The sequence below is a fragment of the Streptomyces sp. NPDC000880 genome (genome assembly GCF_053599675.1).
Genome location: NZ_JBSFMS010000003.1, coordinates 12,888 through 28,641 on the forward strand (window position 1 = coordinate 12,888; position 15,754 = coordinate 28,641).

Consider the following 15,754-nt stretch of genomic DNA (forward strand, 5'->3'; position numbering starts at 1 on the left):
CCCGGGCCCGGCCCTTTTGTTGGGTACTGGTGGCGATGGCCTCTGCGGAGCGCTGGATGGGGAAAGGGGCCCGGGCTGGTGCCCGGGCCCCTTCGGTTGCTGGTCTGTTACTGCTTGCGCAGGCGGAACGTCAGGGACAGGCCCTCGTCCGTGAACGGCGCACCGAAGCTGTCGTCCGCCCCGTCCGGGGTGAACGTCGTGGCCAGCACCTCGTCGGCGATCAACCCGGCGTGCTCCGTCAGCGCCTCGACGGTGGACGGGTCCGTGGCGGACCAGCTCACCGCGATGCGGTCCGCGACGTCCAGGCCGCTGTTCTTGCGCGCCTCCTGGATCAGGCGGATCGCGTCACGCGCCAGGCCCGCGAGCCGCAGCTCCGGGGTGATCTCCAGGTCGAGCGCGACCGTCGCACCCGAGTCGGAGGCCACCGACCACCCCTCGCGCGGGGTCTCCGTGATGATGACCTCTTCCGGGGAGAGGGTGATCGTCTCGCCGTCGACGGAGACGGTCGCGTTGCCCTCGCGCAGGGCCAGCGAGAGCGCGGCGGCGTCGGCCTCGGCGACTGCCTTCGCGACCGCCTGGACGCCCTTGCCGAAGCGCTTGCCCAGCGCGCGGAAGTTCGCCTTGGCCGTGGTGTCGACCAGCGAGCCGCCGACCTCGGAGAGCGAGGCGAGGGACGAGACGTTCAGCTCGTCCGTGATCTGCGCGTGCAGCTCGGGGGAGAGGGACTCGAAGCCCGCCGCCGCGACCAGCGCCCGGGACAGCGGCTGACGCGTCTTGACCCCGGACTCCGCGCGGGTGGCGCGGCCCAGCTCCACCAGGCGGCGGACCAGGGCCATCTGGGAGGAGAGGGTGGGGTCGATGGCATCCAGGTCGGCCGTCGGCCAGGTCGACAGATGGACCGACTCCGGGGCGTCCGGCGTCACCGGGACGACCAGGTCCTGCCAGACCCGCTCCGTGATGAAGGGGGTGAGCGGGGCCATGAGACGGGTCACAGTCTCGACGACGTCGTGCAGCGTACGCAGCGCCGCGGCGTCGCCCTGCCAGAAGCGGCGGCGGGAGCGGCGTACGTACCAGTTGGACAGGTCGTCGACGAAGGCCGACAGGAGCTTTCCGGCACGCTGGGTGTCGTACGCCTCCAGCGCCCGGGTCGTCTGGTCCACCAGCGCGCCCAGCTCGCTCAGCAGCCAGCGGTCCAGGACCGTGCGCTCCGCCGGGGCCGGATCCGCCGCGGACGGCGCCCAGTTGGACGTGCGCGCGTACAGGGCCTGGAAGGCCACCGTGTTCCAGTACGTGAGGAGGGTCTTGCGCACCACCTCCTGGATCGTGCCGTGGCCCACCCTGCGCGCGGCCCACGGGGAGCCGCCCGCCGCCATGAACCAGCGGACCGCGTCGGCGCCGTGCTGATCCATCAGCGGGATCGGCTGCAGGATGTTCCCCAGGTGCTTGGACATCTTGCGGCCGTCCTCGGCGAGGATGTGGCCCAGGCAGACGACGTTCTCGTAGCTGGACTTGTCGAAGACGAGCGTGCCGACGGCCATCAGCGTGTAGAACCAGCCGCGCGTCTGGTCGATGGCCTCCGAGATGAACTGCGCCGGGTAGCGCTTCTCGAAGACATCCTTGTTCTTGTACGGATAGCCCCACTGCGCGAACGGCATCGAACCCGAGTCGTACCAGGCGTCGATGACCTCCGGGACGCGCGTCGCCGTCTTCTGGCAGGTCGGGCAGGGGAACGTCACATCGTCGATGTAAGGACGGTGCGGGTCCAGCGCCGACTGGTCGGTACCGGTGAGCTCGGTGAGCTCGGCGCGCGAGCCGACGCAGGTGAGGTGGTTCTCCTCGCAGCGCCAGATCGGCAGCGGCGTGCCCCAGTAGCGGTTACGGGAGAGCGCCCAGTCGACGTTGTTGTTCAGCCAGTCGCCGTAGCGGCCATGCTTGACCGAGTCCGGGATCCAGTTGGTCTTTTCGTTCTCCTCGAGCAGCCGGTCCTTGATGGCGGTGGTGCGGATGTACCAGGACGGCTGCGCGTAGTAGAGCAGCGCGGTGTGGCAGCGCCAGCAGTGCGGATAGCTGTGCTCGTACGGGACGTGCCGGAAGAGCAGGCCGCGATCGGCAAGATCCTTGGTGAGCGCCTCGTCGGCCTTCTTGAAGAAGACTCCGCCGACCAGCGGCACGTCCTCCTCGAAGGTGCCGTCCGGGCGGACCGGGTTGACCACGGGCAGGCCGTACGCACGGCAGACCCTGAGGTCGTCCTCACCGAAGGCGGGGGACTGGTGGACCAGACCGGTGCCGTCCTCGGTGGTGACGTAGTCGGCGTTGACGACGTAGTGGGCTTCGGAAGGGAACTCGACGAGGGCGAAGGGACGGTCGTACGTCCAGCGCTCCATCTCGGCGCCTGTGAAGGACTGGCCGGTGGCATCCCAGCCCTCGCCGAGGGCCTTCTCGAGGAGCGGCTGCGCGACGACGAGCTTCTCCTCGCCGTTCGTCGCGACGACGTACGTGACGTCGGGGCGCGCGGCGACCGCCGTGTTGGACACCAGGGTCCAGGGGGTCGTGGTCCACACCAGGAGGGCCGCTTCGCCGGCCAGCGGGCCGCTCGTCAGCGGGAAGCGGACGAAGACGGACGGGTCCACGACCGTCTCGTACCCCTGCGCCAGCTCGTGGTCCGAGAGGCCCGTGCCGCAGCGCGGGCACCAGGGGGCGACACGGTGGTCCTGGACCAGCAGACCCTTGTTGAAGATCTCCTTCAGCGACCACCAGACCGACTCGATGTAGGCCGGGTCCATGGTGCGGTACGCGTCGTCGAGGTCGGTCCAGTACCCCATGCGGGTCGTCAGCTCGGCGAACGCGTCCGTATGACGGGTCACCGACTCACGGCACTTGGCGTTGAACTCCGCGATGCCGTACGCCTCGATGTCCTTCTTGCCGGAGAAGCCGAGTTCCTTCTCGACGGCGAGCTCGACCGGCAGGCCGTGGCAGTCCCAGCCGGCCTTGCGGGCGACGTGATAGCCGCGCATCGTGCGGAAGCGCGGAAAGACGTCCTTGAAGACGCGGGCCTCGATGTGATGCGCTCCGGGCATGCCGTTGGCGGTCGGCGGGCCCTCGTAGAACACCCACTCGGGGCGGCCCTCGGACTGCTCGAGGCTCTTGGCGAAAATCTTGCTCTCGCGCCAGAAGTCGAGCACGGCGTGCTCGAGCGCGGGCAGGTCGACCTGGGCGGGCACCTGGTTGTACTGGGGTGGCGTCATCGGCGAGCTCCTCCAACGGACAATGTCTGTTCCGTCGGAGGGACGAGAGCGCGTGCTCCCGCGGTACCACCCTCCTTGGCCCGCCGGCCAGGCCGGTGAGCCCCCTCATTGGGGTCGCGATGCCGGGTCTACTTGCCCACGGTCGTCCCGTGGGCTTTCTTCCGGCGGCTCAGGGGTGATGCTTCACCTCGCGCTCGCCCCCGGGCTCTCACCGTCCCCGGGTCGCTCATGGCTGCGTACGAAGCTACTCGTCCCCATCCACGCCTTTCGCTTCGCCCAGTGTACGGGCCCGCACGGAAGGCGGCCGACCGGTTTTCACGGACCGGGCGCGGCCCCGCCCGCGGGGTGCGCGGTTGACCCGAATGGCCATACGGCCCCCGGCGGAGTCCGGCTCCGCTCCAGTGGCGGATTACCGGGCGGGGAGCTGGGCACAACGGATGCAGGTTCGCCTTGTCGCAGGCCGGGGCGGGCCGAAGCGGCGGCGTGCCCCGTTTGCCGCGGGGCTGGTGTCGATTTATCGTCCCAGCACCGACTCGCGAGCAAGATCACAATATGTGAAGGGGCCGCGGCCATGGTGGCGAAGAAGACCGCCGAGAAGACGGCGTCCGCAAGATCCACCGCCGCTGACGCGGCGGCCAAGGATGCGAGCGGCAAGAAGGGCACCGTCGCGAGGAAGGCCGCGGCGAAGAGGACCGGGAAGAAGGCATCGGCGGCGGCGACGGTGAGGAAGGTGTTGGCGGACAAAGCCCCCGCGGACGAGGTTCCGGCCAAGACGGCAGGGGCCAGGAGGGCACCGCCCCGGAAGACGGCGGCGGGGAAGGCCCCCGCGGACGAGGTTCCCGCCAGGAAGACAGGTGCCCAGAAGGCACCGCCCCGGAAGGCAAGGGCGGGGAAGACCCCCGCGGACGAGGCTCCCGCCAAGACGGCCGGGGCCAAGAAGGCACCGACCAAGAAAGCGGCTGCGAAGAAGGCCACCCCGAAGAAGGCCACCCCGAAGAAGGCCACGGCGACGAAGAAGGCGACCCCCACGAACACGACCGCGACCAAGACGACGACCGTGCAGACGACCGCGAGTAAGGCGGTGGCCACGAAGGCCACGGCCAAGAAAGCCGCGAAGAAGGCGCCGGCGAAGAAGACGACCCCGAAGGACGCGACCGCCAAGAGCGCGACCGCGAAGAAGGCGACCGCGAAGAAAGCAACCGCCAAGGACACGACCGCGAAGAAGGCGACCGCCAAGGACGCCACGGTCGTGGAGGAGACTGCCGCACCGGCGGCCCAGACGCCGCCGGTGAAGAAGGCGCCTGCCAGGAAGGCCGTGGCCAAGAAGGCCGCAAAGAAGGCCGCAGCCGCGGCCAAGGGGGCGGCCGAGGCCGCGAAGCAGACAGGAGCCAGGACGGTGGGAGCGAAGAAGACCGCGGGTGGGACATCGGCAGCCGGCGACAGCGCGGTGGCGGTGCCCACGACCCCTGCAGCGGCCGCGACGCCGCCGGGGGAGCTTGCCGTGCGGCCCGGCGAGGACCCATGGACAGAGGAGGAGGTCGCCGAAGCGCGTGCCGGGCTGGAGAGCGAGGTGGTCCGACTGACGAACGAGATCAGCTCGTCGGAAGAGTCACTGGTCGGTCTGATGCGCGATTCCGGGGACGGCGCGGGCGACGACGACGCCGACACCGGGACCAAGAACATCACGCGCGAGCACGAGATGGCGCTTGCGGCCAATGCGCGCGAGATGCTGGAACAGACCGAGCGCGCGCTGGTGCGGCTCGATGCCGGGACGTACGGGCTCTGCGAGATCTGCGGCAAGCCGATCGGGAAGGCCCGTATGCAGGCCTTCCCGCGCGCCACACTGTGCGTGGAGGACAAGCAGAAGCAAGAACGCCGAGGCTGACTCCGTACGTGTGTACCGTAACCTCGTGCTCAGTCAGGCACCTAGGTTGAGGGACTCACGTGGCAGAGGCGGAGCGCATCATCGGTACGCCAGATGTTGACGACGAGGCTGCGGCGCCCGCCGAGCAGCCCAAGGGCAAGCGGCGGATCGCCGTGCTGTTCGTTGTTGCGCTCGTCGCCTACGTGCTCGACCTCGGCAGCAAGATGCTCGTGGTGGCCAAGCTGGAGCACCACGAGCCGATCGAGATCATCGGCGAACTGCTGAAGTTCGAGGCGGTACGGAACGCGGGCGCCGCGTTCGGTATCGGCGAAGCCTTCACCGTGATCTTCACCTGCATCGCGGCGGCGGTGATCGTCGTCATCGCCCGTCTGGCGCGCAAGCTCTACAGCCTGCCGTGGGCGTTCGCCCTCGGTCTGCTGCTCGGCGGTGCGCTCGGCAACCTCACCGACCGGGTCTTCCGGGCACCCGGGGTCTTCAAGGGCGCGGTCGTCGACTTCATCGCGCCCGCGCACTTCGCGGTCTTCAACCTCGCCGACTCCGCGATCGTCTGCGGCGGGATCCTGATTGTGATCCTGTCGTTCAAGGGGCTGGACCCCGACGGGACTGTCCACAAGGACTGACAAGGCATACTCGACGGGTGAGTACAGTTCCCGAGATCCGCACCCTGCCCGTACCCGACGGCCTTGAGGGCGAGCGTGTAGACGCCGCCATCTCCCGGATGTTCGGGTTCTCCCGTACGAAGGCGGCCGAGCTGGCTGCCGCCGGGAAGGTACAGGTCGACGGCTCGGTCGTCGGAAAGTCAGAGCGGGTGCAAGGCGGGGCGTGGCTCGAGGTCGAGATGCCGCAGGCGCCCGCGCCGGTGCAGATCGTGGCGGAGCCGGTCGAGGGCATGGAGATCGTGCATGACGACGACGACATCGTCGTGATCGCCAAGCCGGTCGGCGTGGCCGCGCACCCGAGTCCCGGCTGGAGCGGCACGACCGTGATCGGCGGTCTCGCGGCCGCGGGGTACCGGATCTCGACGTCCGGCGCGGCGGAGCGGCAGGGGATCGTGCACCGGCTGGACGTCGGCACGTCCGGGTTGATGGTCGTCGCCAAGTCGGAGCGGGCCTATACCCTGCTGAAGGCGCAGTTCCGTGACCGGATCGTGGACAAGCGGTATCACGCACTGGTCCAGGGGCACCCGGATCCGCTGAGCGGGACGATCGACGCGCCGATCGGGCGGCACCCGAACCACGACTACAAGTGGGCGGTGACGGCGGAGGGCAAGCCGTCGGTCACGCACTACGACCTGATCGAGGCGTTCCGCGCGGCGTCGCTGCTGGACATCAAGCTGGAGACGGGGCGTACGCACCAGATCCGCGTGCACATGGCTGCGCACCGGCACCCGTGCGTGGGCGATCTGACGTACGGCGCGGACCCGACGATGGCGAAGCGGCTGGGGCTGACCAGGCAGTGGCTGCACGCGGTGCGGCTGGGCTTCGAGCACCCCTCGGACGGGCAGTGGGTGGAGTTCGAGAGCACGTACCCCGAGGACCTGAAGTCGGCGCTGGACACGATCGCGGCGGAGAGCGCGTGAGTTCCTTTGCCGTAAGGGCCGCCGTCGGCCCGGCGGACCGGGAGGCGTGCTTCGCGGTCCGCAAGGAAGTATTCGTCGTCGAGCAGCGGGTGCCGGCGGAGATCGAGTACGACGCGTTCGACGCGGAGAACGCGGACACGGTGCATGTCCTGGCGGTCGGCGCGGACGGGCAGCCGCTGGGCACGGGACGGTTGCTGTACGGCGAGGCCGTGACGGACAAGACGGGCGGCGACCTGTCGGTGGGCTCCCTCGGCCGCCTCGCGGTGAGCAGGACGGCGCGGGGGCTCGGCGTGGGCGTGGCGCTGGTCCGGGCGATCGAGAAGGCGGCGCGGGAGCGAGGGCTGGCCGCGGTGGACCTGCACGCGCAGACGCACGCGCTGGAGTTCTACGAGCGGTTGGGGTACGTGGCGTACGGAGCGGAGTTCCTGGACGCGGGGATCGGGCACCGGGCGATGCGGCGGGCGCTTTAGCCGGGGCGGAAGGCCCCACCTCGTTCATTCGCCCGTCGCCGCGACGTCCCACGGTGGGGTAATTGGGGCTATTTGCGTGGCAGGCTTGAAGTCTTGATCGTTGAGGTTTCGAGCCGCCGGAGGGCGCACCGTGGACCAACTGGCGCTGCTGTTCGTGCTCTTGCTCGGGGCCGTCGTGACAGTGCCGCTGGGGGAGCGGCTCAGGCTGCCCGCGCCCGTGCTGATGACGGTCGCCGGGATCGTTCTGGCTTTTCTGCCCTTCGTGCCGAGCGTCGAGGTGCCGCCGGAGTTCATCCTGCCGCTGTTGCTGCCGCCGCTGCTGTACGCGGCCGTACAGCGCACCTCCTGGCGGCAGTTCACGGCCAACATCCGGCCGATCCTGCTGCTCGCGGTCGCGCTGGTGTTTGTCACGATGGCGGCGGTGGCGGCCGTCGCCCACGCGATCGTGCCCGGGCTGCCGATCGCCGCGGCGTTTGCGCTCGGCGCGCTGGTGGCGCCGCCCGATCCGGTCGCGGCGACCGCGGTCGCCGGGTCGCTCGGGCTGCCGCGGCGGCTGATCTCCATCCTGGAGGGGGAGGGGCTGTTCAACGACGTCACGGCGATCGTGCTGTACCACGTGGCGATCGCGGCGGCGGTGAGCGGAACGTTCTCGTGGCCGGACGCGGCGGGGGACTTGGTGCTGTCGGGCGCTGTGGCCGTCGCGGTCGGGCTCGCGCTCGGCTGGCTCTCCAACAAGCTGATGGGTCTGCTCGGCGATGCGACGCTGCAGATCGGCCTGTCGCTGATGGTGCCGTTCGTCAGCTATGTGCTGGCGGAGGAGCTGAAGGGATCGGGCGTGCTCGCCGTCCTGACCACCGCGCTCTTCCTGGCCGAGCACGCCGCTGACGCGGACGACGTGATGGGGCGGCTGGCAGGGAACACGTTCTGGCAGGTCGTCGACACGCTGGTGACCGGGGTCGCGTTCGGCCTGATCGGCCTCGAACTGCACCACGTCTTCGGTACGGCGGACGGGCGCGAAGCGCAGATTCTGGGCTGGAGCGCCGCGATCATCGGGGTCGTCGTGGTCGTACGGCTGCTGTGGCTGCTGCCCGCGACCTGGCTCGCCAAGCGACTGCACAGGCTGCGGGACTACGACGAGGAGATCCCCGTGAGCTGGCGGGAGACCGTCATCATGTGGTGGTCGGGGATGCGGGGCGTGGCATCGGTCGCGCTGGCGCTCGCCATTCCGCTGAAGACGGACAGCGGGGCGCCCTTTCCGGCCCGGGACGAGATCATCTTCATCGCGTTCGCGGTCGTCCTGGCGACGCTTGTACTCCAGGGCTTGACTCTGCCGCGGCTGGTGCGGCGACTCGGCGTGCGCGCGGACACGGACGCGGAACGCGAACTGGAACGGAAACTCGCGATCCGCGCGGCGAAGGCGGCGAAGCACCGGCTCAGGGAGATCGAGGCGGTGGAGGATCTGCCGGAGGACATCAGCGAGCGGCTGCTGCGCGGGGCGTACGACATGGGGGCGAGGATCAGCCCGGACATCGTCGACGACGAGCGGCGGGAGTGGTTCGCGAAGCGGGCGGACCGGCTCAGGACGATGCAGCGAATCCAGCGGGAGATGCTGTCGGCGGCCCGCCACGAGGTCCTGTCGGCCCGCAACGAGCCGGGCGCGGACCCGGAGGTGGTGGACAGGGTGCTGCGGCACCTGGACGTACGCAGCTTGCGGTGAGGGGGTGTTGGGGGGGAGTGGCGCAGCACACACATATCCACGTCCGGATTACCGGTACATTAGTACCGTAAGTTAACGGTACACCTGTACGGATAGTTGGCGCGAGTGACGATGCACAAGGGGACCGATGGACGCCTCGCGCGCGGCGACGCCCGCAAGGCGCTGCTGCTCGACGCCGCCGTACGCATCGTCGGCGAACAGGGCGTGGGTGCGCTCACGCACCGCGCGGTCGCCACCGCCGCCGCCGTGTCGCTCGCCTCCGTCACCTATCACTACCCGTCGATCGACGAACTCCGCCGCGCGACCTTCGAGCACGCCGGCTCACGGATCGGGTTGGAGTTCGTCGGTCTCATCGCCCACACCGCCGCGGAACCCGACGCTCTCCCGGACCTCTGCGGCGACTTCACCGCGCATCTCGTCACCGAGCGGCGGACGGACACGATCGCCGTTTTCGAGATGATCCTCGCGGCGGGCCACGATCCGGAACTCGGTCCGGTCAAAGGGCTGCTCGAGCAACGGCTCGCCCAACTCCTGACGCCCTATGTCGGTTCAGAAGCGGCCGCGTTCACCGTTACCGCCGCGATGCAGGGACTCGTACTCACCGCTCTCGCGCTCGACCGGGCGCGTGATCCGGACCGGCTGCGCGACGCGGTGAGCGATCTCATCCGCCGCTACCGCGCCATCCCCTGACCTCGGGTGCCCGCACCCCGCGCATCGTCCCATCCACCGCAGGAGAATCTTCATGGACCCGTTCCTCACCGCCATCAGCGGCCTTGCCTGGACGATCGTCTACATAGACGCGATCCGGATCGGGTTCCGCCAGAAGACCTACGCGATGCCGATGGCCGCACTGGGCCTCAACTTCGCGTGGGAGTCGGTCTACGCGGTGCGCAGCCTGACGGAGGCCGTGTCGCTGCAGGGCTTGGTCAATCTCGTCTGGGCACTGGCAGACATCGCCATCGTGTACACCTTCTTCGCCTTCGGCCGCGCCGAGTTCCCGCGCTTTGTGACACGGACGATGTTCACCGTCTGGGGCGTTCTGCTCTTCGGCGCCTCCTACGCGGTGCAGTGGCTGTTCCTGGCGGAGTTCGGCGACAACGCCGCCCGCTACTCGGCCTTCCTGCAGAACCTGCTGATGTCGGGCCTGTTCATCGCGATGTTCGTCGCGCGGAGGGGCCTTCGCGGGCAGACCCTCACGATTGCCATCGCGAAATGGCTCGGCACCCTGGCCCCAACCATCCTGATCGGCGTGCTCGACAACTCACCGTTCATTCTGGGTATCGGCATCCTGTGCAGCGTGCTCGACCTCGTCTACATCGGCCTCGCGGTATGGGCGAAGGCGCACCCGGACGCGCTTGCCGCGGCCGATACGCCCACCCTGGCACCCCCGGCCGAGACGGCGGCGCGGTCCGCATGAGCCGCCCTCGCTCGACCATCGCGTAGACGGGCCGCTTGGCTCACAGGGGGGAGGGCGTCGCCCCCGGCGAGCGGGCGTCCGCCGGGAGCGGGGGCTGTCGGTGGCCGTGGCCGGGTGTCAGCCCCTGCCCGTGCGGGGCTGGGAACCGTCCTCGTGCCTCTCCCCGTCCGGGGACGGCAGGTGCGCGTCCGGAGTCGGCCCAATGGCCCTCGGCCATGCGCCGTTCGGGGGCAGCGCGGCCGGTGACGTCGCCACCCGTGGCAGCGCGTACGGGTGCTTCTCGTACAGCCAGGCGATCATCTGCTCTCGCACCACGCACCGGGCCGTCCAGATGTCGTCCGCGTCCTTCGCCGTCACCACCGCGCGCACCTGCACGGTGTTCGGCGTGGTGTCCGTGACCGCCAGGCTCCAGTCGCGGCCGTCCCACGCCGCGCACTCCCGCAGGATGTCCCGGAGCTTCTCGCGCATCAGGCCCACCGGCGCCGAGTGGTCCAGGTGGAAGAAGACCGTCCCGGTCATCTGCGCTCCGCCGCGCGACCAGTTCTCGAAGGGCTTGCTGGTGAAGTACGACACGGGCATCGTGATGCGCCGCTCGTCCCACGTCCGCACCGCGAGGAACGTCAGCGTGACCTCCTCGACCGTGCCCCACTCCCCGTCCACCACCACCGTGTCACCGATCCGCACCATGTCGCCGAACGCGATCTGGAAGCCCGCGAAGAGATTCCCGAGCGTGGACTGTGCCGCGACACCCGCGACGATGCCGATGACGCCCGCGGAGGCCAGCATCGACGCGCCGACCTTCTCCATGCCCGGGAAGGTCAGCAGCATCGCGGCCACCGCCACCACCACGACCACCGCCGTCACGATCCGCATGATCAGCGTGACCTGCGTGCGCACCCGCCGTACCCGGGCCGGATCGCGGGTCGAGGACGCGTAACGGGCGTACGACGACTCCACCGCGGCCGAGACGATCCGCACCACCAGCCAGGCTCCCGCGCTGATCAGTACCAGCGACAGCACCTGGCCGATGGCCGCCTCGTGGTCATTGAGCGGCTGCCACTGTGTCTCACGGTAGGTCCCTCTCAGCAGCGCGGTGAGCAGGACGACCTGGAACGGCAGCCGGCAGCGCCGCAGGAGCCCCCACAGTGGGGTCTCGGGGTGACGGCCGTCGACCCGGCGCAGGAGCAGGTCGAGGCCCCAGCCGAGCAGCAGCGTGAGTACGAGAGAGCCACCGACCACGGTCAGTGGGCGCAGTACGTTCTCCATAATCTCCGACGCTAACGGGAACTGGCAGGATGGCCGAATGAACATCATGCTTTTCCATTCGGTCTACGGTCTGCGTCCGGCAGTGCACGCGGCAGCCGACCGGCTGCGCGTCGCCGGGCACCAGGTTCGCGTGCCCGACCTCTTCGACGGGCAAACCGTCGAGACCGTGGAGGAAGGCAGAGAACTCAAGGACAAGATCGGCAAGGAGGAGCTGCTGCGCCGGGCGATCCTCGCCGCCGCGCCCTACTCCGAGCAGGGTCTGGTGTACGCGGGCTTCTCGCTCGGCGGTTCGATCGCGCAGAACCTCGCGCTGGGAGACAGGAAGGCGCGCGGACTGCTGCTCATGCACGGCACGTCCGACATCGCGGAGGGTGCGAGCGCGGACGACCTGCCCGTACAGCTGCATGTCGCGGACCCGGACCCCTTCGAGCCGCACGACTGGCTGAACGCCTGGTATCTGCAGATGCAGCGGGCCGGCGCGGATGTGGAGATCTACCGCTACCCGGGCGCCGGGCATCTGTACACCGACCCCGATCTGCCCGACTACGACGAGGCGGCAGCGGAGCAGACGTGGCGGACCGCGCTGGGCTTCCTCGAAACGCTGTAGCTGGGGCCGACGGGCCAACAGCCTCGCGCGGCACGCGTTTTCGCGTCGGTCCGCGCGAGGCCCACGGGCCTTGACGATGCTCCGGCCCAGCGTCAGCGAACCGGCCGGCTCACCCGCTCGACGCGCTGCGTACCGGACAGGGTCCGGTAGGAGCGGGCCCACTTCGTGGTCGCGTCCTGCTTGGTCCTGTCGGACAGGACGTAGTAGTCCATCTGCGAGCGCTCGGCGGTGACGTCGAGGACGCCGTAGCCGTGGTTGTCCATGTCCAGCCACTTCACATGGCGGTTGGCTGCCTTGACGGCCGCGGAGGCGACCAGCGAGACCGTGCCCGGCGCGACACGGAGTATGTCGTCCAGGTTGTCGGAGGTCACCGACGTCACCACGAACTCGGTCGCGGCGGACTGCGACAGCGGGTACGTCGCCGCCTTGACGGGCACGTCGTTCGCCCAGGCCATGTGGATGTCGCCGGTGAGGAAGACGGTGTTCTTGATCCCGCGGTCCGTCAGATGCTTCAGCAGCTCCTTGCGGTCGTCCGTGTAGCCGTCCCACTGGTCGACATTGACCGCGAGGCCCTCCTTGGGCAGCCCCAGCAACTCCGCGATCGGCTCCAGCAGATGGGCCGGTAGGGAGCCGAACGCGACCGGCGAGATCATCACCGAGGTGCCGACCAGCTTCCACGCGGCGTCCGAACCGGCAAGCCCGGCCTTCAGCCAGTCCAGCTGCGCGCGGCCGGTGATCGTACGCTCCGGGTCGTCCACACCGCCGTTGCCGACAGTCGACTGCTGCGAGCGGAAGGACCGCAGGTCCAGCAGGTGCAGATCGGCGAGCTTGCCGAAGCGCAGCCGGCGGTAGACGGTGCCCTCGGTCGACGCGCGTACGGGCATCCACTCGAAATAGGCCTGCCGCGCGGCCGCGGCGCGCGCGGCCCACTCGCCCTCGGCGCCCGGCGTGTGGTTCTCCGCGCCGCCCGACCAGGTGTCGTTCGCGAACTCGTGGTCGTCCCAGATCGCGATCACCGGGTGCGCGGCGTGCAGCGCCTGCAGATCGGCGTCCGTCTTGTACGTGGCGTGGCGGGTGCGGTAGTCCGCGAGCGTGGTGATCTCGTGCTTCGGCGAGTGCTGGCGTATGACGTACGGCTCGGACGGGAAGCCGCCGGTCACGTACTCGTAGATGTAGTCGCCGAGGTGGAGGATCGCGTCCAGGTCGGCGCGGGCGGCCAGATGCCGGTACGCGGAGAAGTAGCCCGCTTCCCAGTTGGCGCAGGAGACCACGCCGAAGCGGACACCGGGCGTTGCGGCATCGGTGGCCGGGGTGGTGCGGGTGTGGCCGACGGGCGAGACGCTCGTGCCGACGGTGAAGCGGAAGTAATAGGCGGTCGCCTGTCGCAGGCCCCTTACGTCCACCTTGACGGTGTGATCGGACGTGGCCTTTGACATCGTGGCACCGCGGGCGACGACCCGGGTGAAGGCCTTGTCCTCGGCCACCTCCCAACTCACCGGGGTGTCAGGGCCCTTGCCCGAGCCCGGCACGGCCTCGGAGGTGGGGGTGATACGTGTCCACAGCAGTACACCGTCGGGCAGCGGGTCGCCGGAGGCTATTCCGTGGAGGAAGGCCGGGGCCTCCTGGGCGGAGGCCGTGGTGGCGGAGGCGGCGACCGCGATGGCGGGCGCGGCGACGACAGCGGTGGCGGCAGCGGCCTTGACGACCGTGCGGCGGCTGGGAGTTGAGGAGAGTCGACTGGTCACGGCCGATCAGGCTACTGACCGGTAAGCCGAATGGGCGGGCGAACAGGGAAAGTTCGCCCGCCCACCGGAAAGGGTCAACCAGCGCGTTCCCTCCCGGTCGGACGGGAACTCGGACGCAACCAGCCGTAATCGGGTGGAATCAGCCTTTGATGGCCTCAGTCCTTGACGGCCTCAGTCCTTGATGGCCTCAGCCTTTGATGGCCTTGTCGATCGCGGCGTTGAACTGCTCCACCGTCATGGGCGGGTTCTCGGTGCCGTCCGTGGTGACCTTCTTACCGTCCATCCTGAGCGTCGGCGTTCCGGTCACCCCGCTGCCGTCGAAGGCCGCGGACATCTTCATGGCCCAGGCGTCGAAGGTGCCGTCCTCGACGTTCTTCTTGAACTCGGCGTTGTTCTTGAGGGCGGTCACCGAGCCGGCAACCTCCAGCAGGTACGAGTCCTTGGCGAACTTGTCGTCGGTCTCCTGGGGGTGGTACTTCGCCGAGTAGAGGGCGGCCTTGTACTCCATGAAGGCCTCGGGGCTGACATTGAGGGCCGCCCCCAGCGCGGACAGCGCGTTCTTCGAGCCCTCGCCCTGGTCGGAGTTGTCGATGAAGGTCGCGCCCACGTACTTGATCTTGTACTTGCCGGCGTCGACGTCCTTCTTCACCGTCGCGCCGACCGACTGCTCGAAGGACGCACAGATCGGGCAGCGCGAGTCCTCGTACAGCTCCAGCGTCTTCTTCGCGGTCGACTTGCCTATGACGACGGTCGTGCCGTTCTCGCCCGCGGTGTTCTTCGGCGCGGCGACGTTCTTCCCGCCCTTCACCGACTCCCAGTGGCTCGGCTTGTTGGCCTGCATCACGGCGTACCCGATGCCTCCCGCGATCGCGAGGACCACGACCGTCGAGCCTATGACGATGAGCTGACGGCGGGTCTTGTCCTTCTTGGCCTGGCGCTCACGCTCCTGGCGCAGCCGCTCGCGGGCCGCCGCCTTGTTGACCTTGCTGTTGCGTGCACTCATGCTGATTCACTCCGTGTGATGCCGTATCGAGAGATACGGAAAAGATCGAGGGATTGCCGAAAAGGGGACTGCGGGCTCAGGCGAAGACTGCGGCCGAGCGCGGCGGTCCCCGCCGTCCGACGGAGTGCACCAGCAGGCGGGTGCGGGAGATGCCGGGCCGGCGCGGCGCGGGACGCGCCGCGCGCCGTACGGCCCGGCGCACCGTCCCCGCCGCGGCAACCGCCAGCAGCAGCGGCCGGAACGCGAAGGCGCCCACCGCCCGCACAAGACCGGACAGCGCGGACTCGCCGCGCCGTAGCCAGAGCGCGGCCAGCAGCCCGACCGACACATGGGCGGCGAGCAGCAGCCACGGCAGGGCAGGGTCGGTGGACTGGAGCAGGGCGGCCGCGCCACGGTCGGCGACGGCCACGCCGGGCAGCTGTGCACCGACGCTGCCGCCGCACAGCACATCGAGGCCGACCGCGCGCAGCGAACCGGCGACCGGGCCGCCGCCGGGGCCGTAACAGACGTCCTGACCGGTGGTGAAGACGGTGTCCGCGGCCAGTTCCAGTGGGACGAGCAGACTCGCGATCCGCCAATAGCCGCGCTCCCGGCCCGACAGGGCGTACGCGACGGCGAAGACGCCCGCCGAAAGGCCCGCGACGGTGGTCAGCGGCAGCGGGGCCTGGGAGAGCAGCACATGGGAGGCGGCGGACAGCGTCACGACCAGTGCCATGAAAATCGCTGCCCGCAGCACCCTGAGCTGCTTTCCTGATATGTCCATCACCCGCGAGTCTCCCATGAGGCCAGGTAAGCGTCCCCTAAGGATCCGGCCCCACGC

General features: G+C 69.4%; 13 protein-coding genes. 8 read left to right on the forward strand and 5 right to left on the reverse strand.

Translation table 11 applies throughout. The annotated features are described in order from the left end of the window. Nucleotides 1-107 precede the first annotated feature (107 nt). On the reverse strand, nt 108-3,245 hold the full coding sequence (gene ileS, locus ACWDO5_RS01725) for an isoleucine--tRNA ligase (protein ID WP_450527494.1): 3,138 nt from the start codon (nt 3,243-3,245) through the stop codon (nt 108-110). 571 nt (nt 3,246-3,816) lie between these two features. On the opposite strand from ileS, the gene ACWDO5_RS01730 reads away from it, so the two are divergent. The 7 genes from ACWDO5_RS01730 to ACWDO5_RS01760 all read left to right on the forward strand — a co-directional run bounded on the left by ACWDO5_RS01730 (nt 3,817) and on the right by ACWDO5_RS01760 (nt 10,313). Then, nucleotides 3,817-5,130, forward strand: coding sequence for a TraR/DksA C4-type zinc finger protein (locus ACWDO5_RS01730; RefSeq protein ID WP_450527496.1), 1,314 nt, complete (start codon nt 3,817-3,819; stop codon nt 5,128-5,130). A gap of 59 nt (nt 5,131-5,189) precedes the next feature. Beyond that, nucleotides 5,190-5,750: a signal peptidase II gene (gene lspA / locus ACWDO5_RS01735; protein ID WP_450527497.1), complete on the forward strand. Its 561-nt coding sequence runs from the start codon at nt 5,190-5,192 to the stop codon at nt 5,748-5,750. A gap of 17 nt (nt 5,751-5,767) precedes the next feature. Further along, entirely contained in the window at nt 5,768-6,709 is a 942-nt protein-coding gene (locus ACWDO5_RS01740; RefSeq protein ID WP_450527499.1) for an RluA family pseudouridine synthase, read from the forward strand. Then, complete coding sequence (locus tag ACWDO5_RS01745; protein ID WP_450527501.1) at nt 6,706-7,179, forward strand: GNAT family N-acetyltransferase; 474 nt, start codon at nt 6,706-6,708, stop codon at nt 7,177-7,179. Before ACWDO5_RS01740 ends, ACWDO5_RS01745 begins: the two co-directional genes overlap by 4 nt. 130 nt (nt 7,180-7,309) lie before the next feature. After that, a complete protein-coding gene (locus ACWDO5_RS01750) occupies nt 7,310-8,896 on the forward strand; it encodes a Na+/H+ antiporter (protein WP_450527503.1) in 1,587 nt (528 codons plus the stop codon). Between the two features lie 111 nt (nt 8,897-9,007). Beyond that, nucleotides 9,008-9,586 carry a TetR/AcrR family transcriptional regulator gene (locus ACWDO5_RS01755; RefSeq protein WP_450527622.1) on the forward strand — a complete coding sequence of 193 codons (579 nt, stop codon included), beginning with the start codon at nt 9,008-9,010 and terminating at the stop codon, nt 9,584-9,586. 52 nt (nt 9,587-9,638) lie between these two features. After that, nucleotides 9,639-10,313: a transmembrane-type terpene cyclase gene (locus tag ACWDO5_RS01760; RefSeq protein WP_450527504.1), complete on the forward strand. Its 675-nt coding sequence runs from the start codon at nt 9,639-9,641 to the stop codon at nt 10,311-10,313. Between the two features lie 117 nt (nt 10,314-10,430). Here the strand turns inward: ACWDO5_RS01760 and ACWDO5_RS01765 are convergent, their stop codons facing one another. Beyond that, nucleotides 10,431-11,579: a mechanosensitive ion channel family protein gene (locus ACWDO5_RS01765; RefSeq protein ID WP_450527506.1), complete on the reverse strand. Its 1,149-nt coding sequence runs from the start codon at nt 11,577-11,579 to the stop codon at nt 10,431-10,433. Nucleotides 11,580-11,616: 37 nt separating this feature from the next. On the opposite strand from ACWDO5_RS01765, the gene ACWDO5_RS01770 reads away from it, so the two are divergent. Next, nucleotides 11,617-12,186, forward strand: a complete 570-nt coding sequence (locus ACWDO5_RS01770) for a dienelactone hydrolase family protein (protein WP_450527508.1) — start codon at nt 11,617-11,619, stop codon at nt 12,184-12,186. 92 nt (nt 12,187-12,278) lie between these two features. Here the strand turns inward: ACWDO5_RS01770 and ACWDO5_RS01775 are convergent, their stop codons facing one another. From ACWDO5_RS01775 to ACWDO5_RS01785, 3 genes are all read right to left on the reverse strand, one after another. Then, a complete protein-coding gene (locus tag ACWDO5_RS01775) occupies nt 12,279-13,931 on the reverse strand; it encodes an alkaline phosphatase D family protein (protein ID WP_450527510.1) in 1,653 nt (550 codons plus the stop codon). A gap of 187 nt (nt 13,932-14,118) precedes the next feature. Next, on the reverse strand, nt 14,119-14,934 hold the full coding sequence (locus tag ACWDO5_RS01780; protein WP_450527511.1) for a DsbA family protein: 816 nt from the start codon (nt 14,932-14,934) through the stop codon (nt 14,119-14,121). Between the two features lie 76 nt (nt 14,935-15,010). After that, nucleotides 15,011-15,697, reverse strand: a complete 687-nt coding sequence (locus tag ACWDO5_RS01785; protein WP_450527512.1) for a hypothetical protein — start codon at nt 15,695-15,697, stop codon at nt 15,011-15,013. Nucleotides 15,698-15,754: the final 57 nt, after the last annotated feature.

What these genes read in the sequence shown, in the direction of transcription:
- ileS (WP_450527494.1), bottom strand. Translation starts at nt 3,245, where the DNA reads ATGACGCCACCCCAGTACAACCAGGTGCCCGCCCAGGTCGACCTGCCC.
- ACWDO5_RS01730 (WP_450527496.1), top strand. Translation starts at nt 3,817, where the DNA reads ATGGTGGCGAAGAAGACCGCCGAGAAGACGGCGTCCGCAAGATCCACC.
- ACWDO5_RS01755 (WP_450527622.1), top strand. Translation starts at nt 9,008, where the DNA reads ATGCACAAGGGGACCGATGGACGCCTCGCGCGCGGCGACGCCCGCAAG.
- ACWDO5_RS01760 (WP_450527504.1), top strand. Translation starts at nt 9,639, where the DNA reads ATGGACCCGTTCCTCACCGCCATCAGCGGCCTTGCCTGGACGATCGTC.
- ACWDO5_RS01765 (WP_450527506.1), bottom strand. Translation starts at nt 11,579, where the DNA reads ATGGAGAACGTACTGCGCCCACTGACCGTGGTCGGTGGCTCTCTCGTA.
- ACWDO5_RS01770 (WP_450527508.1), top strand. Translation starts at nt 11,617, where the DNA reads ATGAACATCATGCTTTTCCATTCGGTCTACGGTCTGCGTCCGGCAGTG.
- ACWDO5_RS01780 (WP_450527511.1), bottom strand. Translation starts at nt 14,934, where the DNA reads ATGAGTGCACGCAACAGCAAGGTCAACAAGGCGGCGGCCCGCGAGCGG.
- ACWDO5_RS01785 (WP_450527512.1), bottom strand. Translation starts at nt 15,697, where the DNA reads ATGGACATATCAGGAAAGCAGCTCAGGGTGCTGCGGGCAGCGATTTTC.